This window comes from Kluyvera cryocrescens NBRC 102467 (assembly GCF_001571285.1).
Lineage (GTDB): Bacteria > Pseudomonadota > Gammaproteobacteria > Enterobacterales > Enterobacteriaceae > Kluyvera > Kluyvera cryocrescens.
In genome coordinates this window covers 26,141-41,557 of the sequence record NZ_BCTM01000034.1, presented here as the reverse complement: position 1 = coordinate 41,557, position 15,417 = coordinate 26,141, and the positions used below count along the sequence as shown (strand labels likewise).

The following is a 15,417-nucleotide window of genomic DNA, read 5'->3' as shown; positions in this document are numbered from 1 at the left end:
GAATACGCTGAAAGTTCATGATTTAAATGAAGATGCGGAGTTTGATGAGAATGGAGCAGAGACTTTCGATGAGAAAGTCCTGAATGAAGAGGAACCCAGTGACAGCGAACTCGCCGAAGAGGAGCTTCTCTCGCAGGGTGCCACTCAACGTGTACTCGATGCGACTCAGCTTTATCTGGGTGAGATCGGTTATTCTCCATTATTAACCGCAGAAGAAGAAGTTTACTTTGCTCGCCGTGCTCTGCGTGGCGATGTCGCCTCACGCCGCCGGATGATTGAAAGCAACCTCCGTCTGGTAGTGAAAATTGCCCGCCGTTATGGCAATCGTGGTCTGGCTCTGCTGGATCTTATCGAAGAGGGCAACCTGGGGCTGATTCGTGCCGTAGAGAAGTTCGACCCGGAGCGTGGGTTCCGCTTTTCAACCTATGCCACGTGGTGGATCCGTCAGACTATTGAACGGGCTATCATGAACCAAACCCGCACAATTCGTCTGCCAATCCATATCGTTAAAGAACTCAACGTCTATCTGCGCACCGCGCGTGAACTGTCGCACAAGCTGGATCACGAGCCGAGCGCTGAAGAGATAGCCGAGCAGTTGGATAAGCCAGTTGATGACGTTAGCCGGATGCTGCGTCTTAATGAACGCATCACTTCAGTTGATACGCCGCTGGGCGGAGATTCTGAAAAAGCGCTGCTGGATATCCTGGCCGATGAAAATGAAAACGGCCCGGAAGACACCACGCAGGACGATGATATGAAACAAAGCATCGTCAAATGGCTGTTCGAACTGAACGCCAAGCAGCGTGAGGTGCTGGCTCGTCGCTTTGGCCTGCTGGGCTATGAAGCGGCAACGCTGGAAGATGTGGGCCGTGAAATCGGTCTGACCCGCGAACGCGTGCGTCAGATTCAGGTTGAAGGTCTGCGCCGTCTGCGGGAAATCCTGCAGGGTCAGGGGCTTAACATCGAAGCGCTGTTCCGTGAGTAAGTGAACATTCGTCAAAAAGGCCAGTCTGCGACTGGCCTTTTTCTTTTGTACCGCCAGATGAATAACCACACCAGGCGCTGGCAGCCGACAAAGGCCGCGTCTCTAGCCCATCATTTTACGCACCAGTTTGGTAAACAGCGCGCGCTCCTCATCGCTCAACCTGCCGAGAAATTCCTCATCAACGGCGTTACCGACAGGTTTTCGGGCATTCAACAACGCTTCTCCCTCAGGGGTGAGAAAGACAAATCGCCGACGTTTGTCCGCCGGATCGTGTTCCCGCTTAACCAGATTACGGCTCTCCATTCGACTGAGCATCTCTGCCAGCGTGGCTTTTGTGCTGACGGCCACTTCGGTGAGTTCGACCTGTTCAATCCCTGGATGCTCGGCAATCGAGCGCATGACCGCGTACTGGGGTTTGGTCAATTCCGGCAATTCGTGCTGCCAGCGTGCCGTATGCTGTTGGAAAAGCTGGCGTAGCAGGTGAAATGCTTCGTTTCTTAACTCCATGAAAACCCCATCTTAAAATACGTGTTCTTTATGATAGCCGCTCCTGGCGGCTTTTATAATCCTTCATTTTTAAGCTTTAAGTGCGATCGTGTACGAACAATATTGCCACTGGGTGCGTTCAGGCGTAGTTTTATGACAAACGTTCGTACACGAACAAATATTGAGGCGTAAATGAGATTGATTGTTGGAATGACCGGCGCCACCGGTGCGCCGCTCGGCGTTGCGCTTTTGCAGGCGCTGCGTGACATGCCCGATGTAGAGACGCATCTGGTGATGTCGAAATGGGCCAAAACCACCGTTGAACTGGAGACGCCGTATAGCGTGCGTGAAGTGGCTGAACTGGCCGATGTTTGTCATAGCCCAGCGGATCAGGCCGCCATTATCTCATCGGGCTCTTTTCGTACCGACGGCATGATTGTTATCCCTTGCTCCATGAAAACGCTGGCGGGGATCCGCGCGGGTTATGCCGATGGGCTGGTTGGCCGCGCCGCCGATGTGGTGCTCAAAGAGGGGCGCAAGCTGGTGCTGGTGCCGCGTGAAATGCCGCTCAGCACCATTCATCTGGAAAACATGCTGGCGCTGTCGCGTATGGGCGTGGCGATGGTGCCGCCTATGCCTGCGTATTACAACCATCCGCAAACCATTGATGACGTTACGCATCATGTCGTGACGCGGGTGCTGGATCAGTTTGGCCTTGAGTACCGCAAAGCACGGCGCTGGAACGGCCTGAGGGCAGAGAAATTTTCACAGGAGGATGCATAATGGCTTTTGATGATTTACGCAGTTTTTTGCAGGCGCTGGAAGACCAGGGGCAACTGCTCAAAATCAGTGAAGAGGTGAATGCCGAGCCGGATCTGGCGGCGGCCGCGAATGCGACAGGGCGAATTGGCGACGGTGCGCCAGCGCTGTGGTTTGATAACATTCGCGGCTTTACCGATGCACGAGTGGCGCTCAATACTATCGGCTCGTGGCAAAACCACGCAATATCCATGGGGCTGCCGATCAACACGCCGGTCAGAAAGCAGATTGATGAATTTATCCGCCGCTGGGATCACTTTCCCGTGGCGCCTGAACGCCGTGCAAATCCTGCCTGGGCTGAAAATACCGTCGATGGCGAAGAAATAAACCTGTTTGATATTCTGCCGCTATTTCGTCTGAACGACGGCGATGGCGGTTTTTATCTCGATAAAGCCTGTGTGGTGTCACGCGATCCGCTTGATCCTGATAACTTCGGTAAGCAAAACGTCGGTATCTACCGAATGGAAGTGAAGGGCAAGCGTAAGCTTGGCCTACAGCCTATCCCGATGCACGACATCGCGCTGCATCTGCATAAAGCCGAAGAGCGCGGCGAAGATTTGCCGATCGCTATTACCCTGGGCAACGATCCTATCATCACTCTGATGGGGGCCACGCCGCTGAAATACGACCAGTCAGAATATGAGATGGCGGGTGCACTGCGCGAGAGCCCCTACCCAATTGCTACCGCACCGCTGACTGGTTTTGACGTGCCGTGGGGCTCAGAGGTTATCTTAGAAGGGGTCATTGAAGGGCGTAAACGTGAAATTGAAGGGCCGTTTGGTGAGTTCACCGGCCACTATTCGGGCGGCCGCAACATGACGGTCGTGCGCATCGATAAAGTCTCTTACCGCACGAAGCCCATTTTTGAATCCCTGTATCTCGGTATGCCGTGGACCGAAATTGACTATCTGATGGGCCCGGCCACCTGCGTGCCGCTGTACCAGCAGCTGAAAGCCGAATTCCCGGAAGTGCAGGCGGTCAATGCGATGTACACCCACGGCCTATTAGCCATTATCTCCACCAAAAAGCGCTACGGCGGTTTTGCCCGCGCGGTAGGGCTACGCGCCATGACCACACCGCATGGTCTGGGCTACGTGAAAATGGTGATTATGGTGGATGAAGACGTTGACCCGTTCAACCTGCCGCAGGTGATGTGGGCGCTATCGTCGAAAGTGAATCCAGCGGGGGATCTTGTCCAGTTGCCGAACATGTCGGTGCTGGAACTTGATCCTGGATCAAGCCCGGCGGGGATCACCGATAAGCTGGTCATCGACGCGACCACGCCGGTTGCCCCGGACAACCGCGGCCACTACAGCCAGCCGGTGCAGGACCTGCCGGAAACCAAAGCCTGGGCTGCAAAACTGACCGCTATGCTGGCTAACCGTAAGTAAGGAGGAAAAGATGATTTGTCCACGTTGCGCCGACGAACATATTGAAGTGATGGCGAAGTCACCCGTAAAAGATGTCTGGACGGTATATCAGTGCCAGCATTGCCTGTACACCTGGCGTGATAGCGAACCACTGCGCCGCACCAGCCGCGAGCACTACCCGGAAGCCTTCCGAATGACGCAGAAGGATATTGATGACGCCCCAATGGTGCCGAGTATCCCGCCGCTGCTGGCGCAGGATAAGCGCTGAATAAATTGGCTTATCCTCCGCGATTAGCGCATCCCGAATAGGGTGTACTACGGCAGGAAATAGGTGAGTTGTCTATTGCAGGCGCGATGCGCCATGAAGAGTTAATCATAAAGACCGGGCCACTTTTGTGGCCCGGTTTTAACATGGCAGTGTTTACACCATACCTTTCAAACGATAAATCCACTCCAGCGCCTGACGCGGGGTCAGCGAGTCCGGATCCAGCCCCTCCAGCGCTTCAACGGCTGGCGACACTTCGTCCTGAACGGCCAGCAGCGACATCTGCGTACCGTCGACCTGAGTCGCCGCGGCATTTGGCGATAAGCTTTCCAGCTCGCGCAGCTTCTGGCGCGCGCGCTTAATCACCTCTTTTGGCACGCCGGCCAGTGCTGCAACCGCTAGACCGTAGCTCTTACTGGCCGCGCCGTCCTGCACGCTGTGCATGAAGGCGATAGTCTCACCGTGCTCTAGCGCATCCAGATGCACGTTAGCGACGCCCTCCATTTTCTCCGGCAACTGGGTCAGTTCAAAGTAGTGGGTGGCGAACAGCGTTAGCGCTTTGATTTTATTCGCCAGATTCTCCGCACAGGCCCAAGCCAGCGACAGGCCATCGTAGGTGGATGTGCCACGACCAATTTCATCCATCAGCACCAGGCTTTGTTCGGTCGCGTTGTGCAGGATATTGGCGGTTTCGGTCATCTCCACCATGAAGGTTGAACGGCCAGACGCCAGATCGTCAGCCGCGCCCACGCGGGTGAAGATCCGGTCGATAGGGCCTATCTCAACGCTCTGGGCTGGCACATAGCTACCGATATAGGCTAGCAGCGCTATCAGTGCGGTTTGGCGCATATAGGTACTTTTACCGCCCATGTTAGGACCGGTAATGATCAGCATCCGCCGCTGCGGCGAGAGCGTCAGCGGGTTGGCGATAAACGGCTCGTTTAGCACCTGCTCCACCACCGGATGGCGGCCTTCAATAATCCGGATGCCCGGTTTATCGCTAAACGTTGGGCAGGTGTAGTTCAGCGCATACGCCCGCTCTGCCAGGTTAACCAGCACGTCCAGCTCCGCCAGCGCGCTCGCGCTTTGTTGCAGATCGGCCAGATGTGGCAGCAGCAGGTCAAACAGCTCATCGTACAGCTGTTTTTCCAGCGCCAGCGCTTTCCCTTTCGAAGTCAGAACTTTGTCTTCGTACTCTTTCAGTTCCGGAATAATGTAGCGTTCGGCGTTTTTTAGCGTCTGGCGGCGCACGTAGTTGATTGGCGCCAGATGGCTCTGTCCACGGCTGATCTGGATGTAGTAACCGTGTACTGCGTTAAAGCCCACTTTTAAGGTATCAAGCCCGGTACGCTCGCGTTCACGAATCTCCAGACGGTCGAGATAGTCGGTCGCGCCGTCGGCCAGCGCACGCCACTCATCCAGCTCTTCATGGTAGCCGGGAGCAATCACGCCGCCGTCGCGCACCAGTACTGGCGGTGCATCGATGATCGCGCGTTCAAGCAGGTCGCGCAGATCGGCAAATTCACCCATTTTCTCGCGCAGCACCTGTACTGGCGCGCTGTTAACGCTCTCCAACTGGGCGCGCAATTCCGGCAGTTGCTGGAAGGCATGGCGCATACGGGCAAGATCGCGTGGGCGGGCGGTACGCAGCGCCAGACGCGCCAGAATACGTTCCAGATCGCCAACCTGGCGCAATACTGGCTGCAAATCTGCCGTGGCATCCTGCAAGGCGCCGATAGTTTGCTGGCGTTCGGTCAATATTTTGGTATCGCGCACCGGCATATGCAGCCAGCGTTTCAGCATTCGGCTGCCCATCGGCGTGACGGTGCAATCGAGCACCGATGCGAGGGTATTTTCCAGCCCGCCGGCCAGGTTCTGGGTAATCTCAAGATTACGGCGCGTGGCGGCATCCATGATGATGCTGTCCTGCTGACGATCCATGGTGATGGAGCGAATGTGCGGCAGGGAAGTGCGCTGAGTGTCTTTGACATACTGCAATAGACAGCCAGCGGCGCATAGGCCGCGCGGTGCGCCTTCAACGCCGAAGCCAATCAGATCGCGGGTGCCAAACTGCATATTCAGCTGCTGGCGCGCGGTGTCGATTTCAAATTCCCACAGCGGGCGACGGCGCAGGCCGCGGCGGCCCTCAATCAGCGAGGTTTCGGCAAAATCTTCGGCATACAGCAGCTCGGCCGGGTTAGTGCGCTGCAGCTCGGCGGCCATGGTTTCACGGTCCGCGGGCTCACTCAGGCGAAAACGCCCGGAGCTGATATCCAGCGTGGCGTAGCCAAAGCCTTTGCTGTCCTGCCAGATAGCGGCCAGCAGGTTATCCTGACGTTCTTGCAACAGCGCTTCGTCGCTGATGGTGCCCGGCGTCACAATGCGCACGACTTTACGTTCCACCGGCCCTTTGCTGGTGGCCGGGTCGCCGATTTGTTCACAAATGGCGACGGACTCGCCCTGATTTACCAGCTTGGCAAGATAGTTTTCTACCGCATGATACGGGATGCCCGCCATCGGGATAGGCTCACCGGCCGAGGCACCGCGTTTGGTCAGGGAGATGTCCAGCAGCTGCGATGCGCGCTTCGCATCGTCATAAAACAGCTCGTAAAAGTCACCCATTCGGTAGAACAGCAGAATTTCAGGATGCTGTGCTTTCAGCTTCAGGTACTGCTGCATCATCGGCGTGTGGGCGTCGAGATTGTCGATTGTACTCATCCGTTTATGATGTCCATTTACTTAGAAATCTTGAAGGTTCTGTTGCAGACTCATTTGTCGTTGCAGGATCGCATCCGATCCCTGCCGTTTTTTATGAGTACGTAGGCTGCATGATAACGGAGTCTGAATGTCAGGAAAACAGAAGAGGCGGCATCTGGACGAAAAGCTGTCGGGCGGTTGTCTCGTCTGCCGATACGGTAAATTGATCTAACCGATCTTTTACTGAGGTTGTCATTAATACGCATGATATTACCGCTATAATCCCCGGCTTTCCGCACCACCATCCTTCTGAGTTCAGAGGTACATCGTTATGACCTGGCAACAATTCAAACACACTTTCTTGATCAAATTCTGGTCACCGGTGCCGGCCGTGATCGCCGCCGGTATTCTCGCGACCTATTATTTCGGCATTACCGGCACCTTCTGGGCCGTCACCGGCGAGTTCACCCGTTGGGGCGGGCAATTACTTCAGCTGGCCGGCGTGCATGCGGAAACCTGGGGCTATTACAAACTGATTGGCCTTGAGGGAACACCGCTGACGCGCATCGACGGCATGATGATTATCGGCATGTTCGGCGGCTGCTTTGCCGCGGCGCTGTGGGCAAATAACGTCAAGCTGCGTTTGCCAAAAAGCCGTATTCGTATTTTTCAGGCGATTATCGGCGGGATGATTGCCGGTTTTGGCGCGCGTCTGGCGATGGGCTGTAACCTCGCGGCGTTCTTTACCGGCATTCCGCAGTTCTCGCTTCACGCCTGGTTCTTTGCGCTGGCAACGGCGATTGGTTCGTGGTTTGGCGCCCGCTTTACGCTGCTGCCGATGTTCCGCATTCCGGTAAAAATGGTCAAAGTTTCTGCCGCTTCTCCGTTGACGCAGCGTCCGGATCAGGCGCGCCGTCGCTTCCGTCTTGGAATGCTGATCTTTGTTGGGATGGTGGGCTGGGCGCTGTTAACCGCCGTCGGGAGCCCGAAACTGGGCCTGGCAATGCTGTTTGGCGTGGGCTTCGGTCTGCTGATTGAACGCGCGCAAATCTGTTTTACCTCGGCATTTCGCGACCTGTGGATCACCGGGCGCACGCAAATGGCAAAAGCGATTATCTTTGGTATGGCGGTCAGCGCCATTGGGATCTTCAGCTATGTCCAGTTGGGCGTGGCGCCGAAAATTATGTGGGCCGGCCCGAATGCGGTCATCGGCGGATTGCTGTTTGGCTTTGGCATTGTGCTGGCCGGCGGCTGCGAAACCGGCTGGATGTACCGTGCGGTAGAAGGCCAGGTGCACTACTGGTGGGTGGGGCTGGGCAATGTGGTGGGATCCACCATTCTGGCCTACTACTGGGATGACATTTCCCCGGCGCTTGCCACCAACTGGGATAAAGTTAACCTGCTGAACACCTTTGGCCCGCTGGGCGGCCTGTTAGTCACCTACGGTCTGTTATTGATAGCGCTACTGCTGATTATCGGTTGGGAAAAACGCTTCTTCCGCCGGGCAGCCACCGCTAACGTTACCGCGAAGGAGAGCGTATGAACACGATAGTCCCGGATTACCGTCTGGATATGGTCGGAGAGCCTTGCCCGTATCCGGCGGTGGCGACCCTTGAGGCGATGCCGCAGCTGAAAAAAGGTGAAATACTGGAAGTGGTCAGCGACTGTCCGCAGTCGATTAACAATATCCCGCTGGATGCCAAAAACCACGGCTACACGGTGCTGGACATTCAGCAGGATGGGCCAACCATTCGCTATCTGATTCAGAAGTAATCGGCCGCTCTCGCCTCCCGGCGAGAGCGCGTTTTTAGCCAAAGCGCGGCAGCAGGTTCAGCGTGCTGCCAAACCAGCACAGAATCACCATCACCCCAAACGCAATCACCACCGCAGGGATAGCTTTGCCGCCCCAGACGGTAAAGTTTTTATCCGGGAATCGCTCGCGCGATTTCAGCGCCAGGAATGCAGGCACAATCACCGCCCAGATGGTGGCACACAGCCCGGCGCCGCCGATGGCATAGATAAAGCCGTTCGGGAAAATAAGGTACAAAGCCGCCGGCGGTAAGAAGGTTAATAGCAGCGTCTTAAAGCGTCCCCACGGCGTATTGCCCATTTTGAACAGATCGGCGAGATAATCGAACAACCCCAGCGTGACGCCAAAGAATGAACTTGCTACCGCCAGGTTAGAGAAAATCAGCAGGAAGAACTCAATCACGCCGTGCTGATTGGTTCCGAGGAAGGATTTTACCAGCGAGTCCACGTTGCCGCCCGAGGCGATAATCTCTTTAAAGTTACTGCGATGGATATTCCCCATGGTGCAATAGAGCCAGAACAGATAAATCACCAGCGCCAGAATGGAACCGAAGACAATGCTTTTAATCAGCTTATCTTTGCGCTTTCCGTAGCAAATGATCAGGCTGGGAATATTGCCATGGAAGCCAAACGAGGCCAGGCACACCGGAACGGCCATCAGAATATAGGGGAAATAACGGCTGTTATGTTCGGGCGCCGCGATATCGCGGAGAATAGAGTAGTCGACCTGGAAGAAGAAAGAGCCAAACACCACAATAAAGGCGATGATCTTAATACCGAGAAAAAAGGAGGTGATCCGGCTGGCGGCCAGGGAGCTCACCCACAGCACGCTGGCGACAAAAATGGCGCTGCCGATCCCGACGATGCGCGGGTTGACGTGCGTCCCTGCATTGATAGCGATCGTTTCGCTGATAATAGCGCCATTGGCAGAAATGTAGGCATAGGTAAGAATATACAGCACAAAGGCCACCGTAATGCCGCTGACCACGTTCCATTTATTACCGATTAAATCTTTGGTGATGGTGTTAAAACTTGAACCGACCGGATAGTTAAGATTGGCTTCTAATAAAAGGAGTCCGGAGTGGAGCATTGAAAACCAGGAAATGATGAGAATAAATGCGCCCCAAAAAAACCAGGCCCCAGCAAGGTCAACCGGTAATGCAAACATACCGCCACCAATGACGGTACCGGCAATGACCATAATTCCCCAGAATGAGGAATGTTTTGTCTTTGAATCTTCGTCCATGGCCTTCCCTTAATAATAACGGTTAAGTTGATGTTGTATCAGGAATAAAATAGTGCCAGGTGCCAGAATCCAAAATGGCTATATCAGAGATATAGCCATTGGAATAGTTGAGGGTTAAATTTCTTTTAATTTCGCCGTAAAGTGACGCAACACTTTTGGCTCATAGGTAAAGGTCAGGCCTTTAATGTTCGCAGCGTTCTCTTTAACGTGTTCAAACGCTTCGATAATAAAGTCCATATGCGTTTGGGTATAGGTAGCGCGTGGAATAGTTAAACGTAGCAGCTCGGCCGGACACGGCAACTGTTTACCGGTTTTCGGGTCACGGCCCAGCAGGAAGGAGCCAATTTCCACGGCGCGGATCCCAGCGACTTTATACAGCTCGCAGGCCAGCGCCTGCGCCGGGAACTGATCGGCTGGAATGTGCGGCAGCAGTTTGCCTGCATCAACAAACGCCGCGTGCCCACCCGCCTGCTGGCAGGTTACGCCAATGGCTTCCAGTCCATCGACCAGATATTGGATCTGCGTGATGCGATACGACAACCAGTCCTGACCCATGCCATCGTACAGACCCACGGCGAGACGCTCCATGGCGCCGCCTTCCAGGCCACCGTAAGTTGGGAAGCCTTCCTGTACCACGCAAATGGTGCGGCACTCGGTGTAAACATCAAAGAAGCCATCGTCCTTAATGCACAGCAGACCACCCATCGGCACCATGGCGTCTTTCTTCGCTGACATGGCCAGCATATCGGCGTATTTGTAAGTTTCGCGGGTGATTTGCTCAATCGTCCAATCCTGATACCCCGGCTCTCGTTGCTGAATAAAATAGGCGTTTTCAGCGAAGCGCGCGGAGTCCATCACCACCGGAATATCGTATTTCCTGGCGATTTCATACATCGCTTTCAGGTTAGCCAGAGAAACCGGTTGGCCACCTGCAGAGTTACAGGTAATGGTTGCCACAATATAAGGGACGTTCTTTGGCCCGACCTCTTCGATGCCATTTTCCAGCCCCTGGAGATCGAAATCACCTTTAAAATCATTACGCGCAGAAGTATCAAAGGCTTCTTTAATATAAACGTTCCGCACGGTACAACCGTTGATTTGGCTGTGGCCTTGGGTGGTATCAAAGAAATAGTTGGAGAAGGCCACCATTTTGCTGCGGTCGAGGCCCTTTTCCTGCTCGCGTTTCTTAATTAACACCGGAATATAAATTTGCTCGGCGCCGCGTCCTTGGTGGGTAGGGATCGTATATTGATAACCGAAAATATCTTTTACCGCATCGCACAGTGCGTAATAGCTGCGGCTGCCGCTATAGGCTTCATCCCCGCGCAGCATTGCCGCCTGCATATTTTGCGTGACGGCACCGGTGCCTGAGTCGGTCAGCAGGTCAATAAAAACATCTTCACTGTCCAGCAGGAATGGGTTCATCCCGGCTTCGAAAATAGCATTATCACGGTGCTCGCGAGTGGTGCGTTTAACCGGTTCAATAACGCGAATACGGAAAGGTTCTGGCAGATGTTTAAAATTGTTCATGGTGTAATCCTTAAATTTAGACGCACTCGTCCGCGGCATTCATCGGTAATGAAAACCATAATCTTGCGCAATACGAATGCTTATTCCTGACGTCTGGTGACCACGGCGATATTTAACTCAGACGTGTTGAAAACACGCTTAAGCCGAAAGCCGTAGCGAACTCAGAGTCACAAAATTCGTATGGGATATCACAAACAGAAAATTAATCTGCTTGCTGTGATATTAATGCGGAGGCGTTTGAGGACTTAAGGACGGTGATTGACAATAACATTGTCAATGTTAAACCATTTTGAAATCTTATACGTTTTATTTAGGCTGTTCATAATGTACGTTCTCCATTAGACACACCCTACATTATTAGAATTATTTTATTTGTCTATTAGCTATGTATTCATTTGTGAAATTGGTCACGAATGCTTATTTCTACGCATTTATAGATTATTGTTTCGCCTGCACTTAATAAATAAAACAATAATGACGGTCGGTACTAATTGTCTGGGCGGCGTATCACGCCCAGACAATTAGGGGGTAAGATAAACCTGAGGTACTGCAATTTCAGGATGTAAGCCCATACTAATATCCGCGCCGTACCAGCGTTGAATCACCGACTGTTGGATAACCTCCTGCGGGCTACCTTCGGCGACCAGCGTACCCTGGTGCAGCAACAGGATGGTATCGGCCCACAGCGCGGCGAGGTTAAGGTCGTGCAGCACAATGCACACGTGTAACTCACCGCGGCGGCTCAGTTTTTTCAACAGGCGCAGCAGGTGCTGTTGGTAGAATAGATCCAGCGCCGAGGTCGGTTCATCCAGAAACAGCCAGCCCTGCGGGCCATCCGCATGCCACAGCTGCGCCAGGCTGCGCGCCAGCTGCACGCGCTGCTGCTCTCCGCCGGAAAGGGCAGGGTAAAGGCGTCCCGCCAGGTGGCTACAGCCGGTTTCGGCCATCACCCGTTGAATTAACGCGCTATCCACCTCGTTCCCCCACGGAGCGCGCCCCATGGCGATCACCGTTTCCACCGGCCAGTTGGCGGTAAGCTGCGTACGCTGCAGCATGACCGCACGGCGGCGGGAGAGGGCGTTGGCTGACCACGTATCGAGCGGTTGGCCTTCAATGCTCCGTTCGCCACGGTCAGGCGATAAAAAGCCGGTCAGCAGGCGGAGCAGAGTTGATTTCCCCGCCCCGTTGGGGCCAATGAGCGCCGTGACTTCGCCGCATCGTAGCTGGACAGAAACGTCATCAATGACCCGGCGTTTCCCAAGGCGCAGCGATAGCGAACGCGCCGTGTAATGATTATCCATGAGTCGACCTCTGTTGGCGGAAAATGAGCCACAGGAACCACGGCGCGCCGAGCACGCTGGTTAAGAGACCCACCGGCATTTCCGCGGGAGCGGCAACGGTGCGGGCGAGGGTGTCAGCGATGAGCAACAAAATCGCCCCCGCCAGCAGTGAACCCGGGACCAATCCACGGTGGTCCGGCCCCAGCCACATGCGCATCAGGTGTGGAACAACCAGGCCGATAAAACCAATCACTCCGCTGATAGCGACCGCCGCCGCGACCAATACGGCGCTGCACAGCAGCAAAATCCGCTGCATCAGACGCACGTTAACGCCGAGATAATGGGCCTCTTCATCGCCTAATTGCAGCAGGTTGAGGCGCGAGGCCAGCCACCACACCACCAGAGACGCGGGGATCATCAGCGTGGCGGCAACGATGAGCGTTGACCACTCGGCCTGCCCCAGGCTGCCCATGCCCCATAGCGAGAGCTGACGAAGCTGCGTGTCGTTGCTTATCCACGACAGCATGCCCACCAGCGCGCCGCACAGGGCGTTAATTGCAATACCCACCAGCAGCAGGCGGGAGAGCGAACTGTCCCCCGACTTGCTGAGTACAAAAATGACCACCATCACCGCCAGGCTACCAATAAATGCCGCCAGCATTGGTGCATACAGCGCGACAATGGCTGGAACGCTTATTGGTAACACCAGCCAAAAAGCGACGGCCAGCGCCGCGCCGCTGCTGATCCCCAACAGGCCGGGATCGGCGAGTGGATTACGGAACAGCCCCTGCATCACGCAGCCGGAAAGCGCCAGCGCGCTACCCACCAGCAGCGCCAGCAAAACGCGCGGCAGGCGAATGGTGAGCCAGATATGGCGCAGCACTTCATCGCCTGAGCCCCACAAATTGGCGAGCGGCAGGCGCATTGCGCCGAGCGTGGTGGCAAAGAGCGTCAAGCCGAGCAGCACAATGGCCATCAGCCACAGTTGGCGGGAGACGGTAGCGAACATCAGGGTAGCTGCTCCGCTTTTTGTCGTAGCTGCAACAGCGCCTGCGGCGTACGCGGGCCGAAGCCGAGCAGGGCCATATCATCGACCACCAGCACCTGCTGGTGACGACCGGCAGGCGTCTGTGCCAGACCCGGCAGCTTCCATAACGAAGCTTCGCCGCCCATGCCTTTCAACCCCTCGGCGGAGATCACCACCAGATCCGGCAGGCTGGCAATGACCCCTTCCTGCGACATCGTGCGATAGTGGTCAAAGCCCTGCATGGCGTTTTGCAGCCCGGCCAGTTTGATAGCAGCGTCCGCCGCGGTTTGCTGGCCGGCAACCAGTGCGCCGGAGCCACCGTGGCTGAGGATAAACAGCACCCGCTTATTCAGCGGCTGGGCGGGAATTTTCGCCATCTCGGCATGCAGCGTCTGGCGAAGGCTGTCGCCCTGCGCCTGCTTGCCAAGCGCATCGGCAATTACGCTTACTTTGCTGTCCATCGCCGCAGCGTCATAGCCACCCGGCACGTTGACCACCTTCACCTTGCTGTCCTGGATTTTTTGCAGTACCAGCGAAGGCTGTGCCTGGCTGCTGGCGAGCACCAGCGTGGGGCGCAGGGAGAGGATGCCTTCCGTGTTGAGTTGGCGCAAATAACCGACGTCTGGCAGAGCGGCCGCTTCAGGCGGCCACTGGCTGGTGCTGTCGCGAGCGACCAGCGCCGATTTTGCCCCAAGTGCGTAGACAATCTCGGTGACGTCGCCGCCGAGGGTAATGATTCTTTCCTGCGCGGAGGCAAACGCCATCAGAGGAAGCGCAGCAATCAGGGCAAGCAGGCGTCTCATGCAGGCTGTCCTTCTGGCGTCAGAGCGTCAACCTGGGCGCGCCACTGGGTCTGCTCCGGTTGACCCTCGGTGCGTTGGCCAAACAGTTGTGCAATCTGGGTGCCGTCTTTCGCGAACAGCTCCAGGCTGGTGACGTGGCCATCAACGGTCGGCTTACGCGTGACCCAGGTTTCCGCGATGTGCTCTTCCATCAAATGGAGAGTGAAGTTCGGGTTGAAGATATTCAGCCAGCCTTTCATTGGCACCACTTTTTCAATGTTGCCGGTGAAGATCTGTACGCAGCCGGTGTTGCCAACGAAGACCATAATTTCGTTGCCTTCCTGATGGGCGGCGTTCAGTACCTGCGCCAGCGCGTCGTTTGACACCTTGCACGCGAGGTCGTCGCCCACCAGCTCGAAGGTCTGCTGGCGCGTCAGATTATGGCGCTTCATCAGCATGAAGAACTGGTGCACATCGGTCATGGCGCGCCACTCTTGATCGACGGTCTGCGCATTGGCCTGAGCGGTAGAAGCGACGGCTTCTTTCGCTTTCAGTGCCAGCGGCGCGTTTTCTGTGCTGAGAAAACGTGCCAGAACCTCGCCCCATGCGGCCATATCGGTATTGTCGGTGGCATAGACTTTCAGCAGGGCATCGCCATGATGGTCAAAGAACTGAATGCTCTGACGTTCACCGTGAGTCGTGGCTTCTTTGACGTAGAAAACGCTGGCCCACTGATGCAGGAACAGACGTAAATCGAGCGCCCGCGGGTTCAGCACCAGCCCGGCATGGCCGCTCAGCTGCTGATTGGTAAATGCGCCAACCTGCTCATGCACCGCATATTCGTTGCGGCAGATGCATTTTGTTTCGCCGACGCTTTCCAGCGCGCCTAAAATGTCGCGGATTTCACCCTGCAGACGTTGGGCATCGTGGCCCACGCGTGCGGAGGTCAATTCGGCCTCGCTAATCCCCATTTCCGTCGCGATATCGCGGGCGTATTTGGCGGCGCCGCTTGTCTTGATGGTCTGATAGCGCTGCCACAGTTCGGTTGGTGCATTTTGCATAGCTCTCTTCCTTATTATTTCCCCGGCCAATGGCCGGGGGCAGGTTTTGGTTATGTTGTT

General features: G+C 55.5%; 15 protein-coding genes. 6 read left to right on the top strand and 9 right to left on the bottom strand.

The features are described from left to right. A partial coding sequence (rpoS, locus tag KCR01S_RS19755; protein ID WP_061284758.1) for an RNA polymerase sigma factor RpoS occupies window positions 1-985 on the top strand: 985 nt, incomplete at its 5' end. 102 nt (window positions 986-1,087) lie between these two features. Here rpoS and KCR01S_RS19750 read toward each other — a convergent pair. After that, the gene (locus KCR01S_RS19750; protein ID WP_061284757.1) at window positions 1,088-1,492 is read right to left on the bottom strand and encodes a MarR family winged helix-turn-helix transcriptional regulator; all 405 of its coding nucleotides are present in this window, start codon (window positions 1,490-1,492) and stop codon (window positions 1,088-1,090) included. Between the two features lie 171 nt (window positions 1,493-1,663). Between KCR01S_RS19750 and KCR01S_RS19745 the strand changes: the two genes are divergently transcribed. From KCR01S_RS19745 to KCR01S_RS19735, 3 genes are read left to right on the top strand one after another with little or no spacing between them, the layout of a single operon-like run. Further along, complete coding sequence (locus tag KCR01S_RS19745) at window positions 1,664-2,254, top strand: non-oxidative hydroxyarylic acid decarboxylases subunit B (RefSeq protein ID WP_061284756.1); 591 nt, start codon at window positions 1,664-1,666, stop codon at window positions 2,252-2,254. Beyond that, on the top strand, window positions 2,254-3,681 hold the full coding sequence (locus KCR01S_RS19740; protein ID WP_061284755.1) for a non-oxidative hydroxyarylic acid decarboxylases subunit C: 1,428 nt from the start codon (window positions 2,254-2,256) through the stop codon (window positions 3,679-3,681). Before KCR01S_RS19745 ends, KCR01S_RS19740 begins: the two co-directional genes overlap by 1 nt. Before the next feature lie 10 nt (window positions 3,682-3,691). Further along, window positions 3,692-3,928 carry a non-oxidative hydroxyarylic acid decarboxylases subunit D gene (locus KCR01S_RS19735; RefSeq protein WP_061284754.1) on the top strand — a complete coding sequence of 79 codons (237 nt, stop codon included), beginning with the start codon at window positions 3,692-3,694 and terminating at the stop codon, window positions 3,926-3,928. Between the two features lie 153 nt (window positions 3,929-4,081). Here the strand turns inward: KCR01S_RS19735 and mutS are convergent, their stop codons facing one another. Further along, complete coding sequence (gene mutS, locus KCR01S_RS19730) at window positions 4,082-6,643, bottom strand: DNA mismatch repair protein MutS (RefSeq protein WP_061284753.1); 2,562 nt, start codon at window positions 6,641-6,643, stop codon at window positions 4,082-4,084. 310 nt (window positions 6,644-6,953) lie between these two features. On the opposite strand from mutS, the gene yedE reads away from it, so the two are divergent. Both yedE and yedF read left to right on the top strand, forming a co-directional pair. After that, window positions 6,954-8,165: a selenium metabolism membrane protein YedE/FdhT gene (gene yedE, locus KCR01S_RS19725; RefSeq protein WP_061284752.1), complete on the top strand. Its 1,212-nt coding sequence runs from the start codon at window positions 6,954-6,956 to the stop codon at window positions 8,163-8,165. Next, window positions 8,162-8,395 carry a sulfurtransferase-like selenium metabolism protein YedF gene (gene yedF, locus KCR01S_RS19720; RefSeq protein ID WP_052282163.1) on the top strand — a complete coding sequence of 78 codons (234 nt, stop codon included), beginning with the start codon at window positions 8,162-8,164 and terminating at the stop codon, window positions 8,393-8,395. The genes yedE and yedF overlap by 4 nt, the downstream gene beginning before the upstream one ends. Window positions 8,396-8,429: 34 nt before the next feature. On the opposite strand, the gene tnaB is transcribed toward yedF, so the two are convergent. The 7 genes from tnaB to KCR01S_RS19690 form a co-directional block, all read right to left on the bottom strand. Continuing rightward, window positions 8,430-9,677: a low affinity tryptophan permease TnaB gene (gene tnaB, locus KCR01S_RS19715; RefSeq protein ID WP_061284751.1), complete on the bottom strand. Its 1,248-nt coding sequence runs from the start codon at window positions 9,675-9,677 to the stop codon at window positions 8,430-8,432. A gap of 114 nt (window positions 9,678-9,791) precedes the next feature. Beyond that, window positions 9,792-11,207, bottom strand: coding sequence for a tryptophanase (tnaA, locus tag KCR01S_RS19710; protein WP_061284750.1), 1,416 nt, complete (start codon window positions 11,205-11,207; stop codon window positions 9,792-9,794). A 245-nt stretch (window positions 11,208-11,452) separates the two neighbouring features. Further along, a complete protein-coding gene (gene tnaC, locus KCR01S_RS25845) occupies window positions 11,453-11,530 on the bottom strand; it encodes a tryptophanase leader peptide (protein ID WP_072277192.1) in 78 nt (25 codons plus the stop codon). A gap of 198 nt (window positions 11,531-11,728) precedes the next feature. Next, window positions 11,729-12,508: a heme ABC transporter ATP-binding protein gene (locus KCR01S_RS19705; protein WP_061284749.1), complete on the bottom strand. Its 780-nt coding sequence runs from the start codon at window positions 12,506-12,508 to the stop codon at window positions 11,729-11,731. Beyond that, the gene (locus KCR01S_RS19700; RefSeq protein ID WP_061284748.1) at window positions 12,501-13,496 is read right to left on the bottom strand and encodes a FecCD family ABC transporter permease; all 996 of its coding nucleotides are present in this window, start codon (window positions 13,494-13,496) and stop codon (window positions 12,501-12,503) included. Before KCR01S_RS19700 ends, KCR01S_RS19705 begins: the two co-directional genes overlap by 8 nt. Then, window positions 13,496-14,317, bottom strand: coding sequence for a heme/hemin ABC transporter substrate-binding protein (locus tag KCR01S_RS19695; protein ID WP_061284747.1), 822 nt, complete (start codon window positions 14,315-14,317; stop codon window positions 13,496-13,498). Before KCR01S_RS19695 ends, KCR01S_RS19700 begins: the two co-directional genes overlap by 1 nt. Then, window positions 14,314-15,357: a hemin-degrading factor gene (locus KCR01S_RS19690; RefSeq protein WP_082767974.1), complete on the bottom strand. Its 1,044-nt coding sequence runs from the start codon at window positions 15,355-15,357 to the stop codon at window positions 14,314-14,316. The genes KCR01S_RS19695 and KCR01S_RS19690 overlap by 4 nt, the downstream gene beginning before the upstream one ends. Between the last annotated feature and the right edge of the window lie 60 nt (window positions 15,358-15,417).

Excerpts from the sequence above, each read along its gene's own strand:
- KCR01S_RS19750 (WP_061284757.1), bottom strand. The coding sequence starts at position 1,492 with ATGGAGTTAAGAAACGAAGCATTTCACCTGCTACGCCAGCTTTTCCAA.
- KCR01S_RS19745 (WP_061284756.1), top strand. The coding sequence starts at position 1,664 with ATGAGATTGATTGTTGGAATGACCGGCGCCACCGGTGCGCCGCTCGGC.
- KCR01S_RS19740 (WP_061284755.1), top strand. The coding sequence starts at position 2,254 with ATGGCTTTTGATGATTTACGCAGTTTTTTGCAGGCGCTGGAAGACCAG.
- KCR01S_RS19735 (WP_061284754.1), top strand. The coding sequence starts at position 3,692 with ATGATTTGTCCACGTTGCGCCGACGAACATATTGAAGTGATGGCGAAG.
- mutS (WP_061284753.1), bottom strand. The coding sequence starts at position 6,643 with ATGAGTACAATCGACAATCTCGACGCCCACACGCCGATGATGCAGCAG.
- yedE (WP_061284752.1), top strand. The coding sequence starts at position 6,954 with ATGACCTGGCAACAATTCAAACACACTTTCTTGATCAAATTCTGGTCA.
- yedF (WP_052282163.1), top strand. The coding sequence starts at position 8,162 with ATGAACACGATAGTCCCGGATTACCGTCTGGATATGGTCGGAGAGCCT.
- tnaB (WP_061284751.1), bottom strand. The coding sequence starts at position 9,677 with ATGGACGAAGATTCAAAGACAAAACATTCCTCATTCTGGGGAATTATG.
- tnaA (WP_061284750.1), bottom strand. The coding sequence starts at position 11,207 with ATGAACAATTTTAAACATCTGCCAGAACCTTTCCGTATTCGCGTTATT.
- tnaC (WP_072277192.1), bottom strand. The coding sequence starts at position 11,530 with ATGAACAGCCTAAATAAAACGTATAAGATTTCAAAATGGTTTAACATT.
- KCR01S_RS19705 (WP_061284749.1), bottom strand. The coding sequence starts at position 12,508 with ATGGATAATCATTACACGGCGCGTTCGCTATCGCTGCGCCTTGGGAAA.
- KCR01S_RS19700 (WP_061284748.1), bottom strand. The coding sequence starts at position 13,496 with ATGTTCGCTACCGTCTCCCGCCAACTGTGGCTGATGGCCATTGTGCTG.
- KCR01S_RS19695 (WP_061284747.1), bottom strand. The coding sequence starts at position 14,317 with ATGAGACGCCTGCTTGCCCTGATTGCTGCGCTTCCTCTGATGGCGTTT.
- KCR01S_RS19690 (WP_082767974.1), bottom strand. The coding sequence starts at position 15,357 with ATGCAAAATGCACCAACCGAACTGTGGCAGCGCTATCAGACCATCAAG.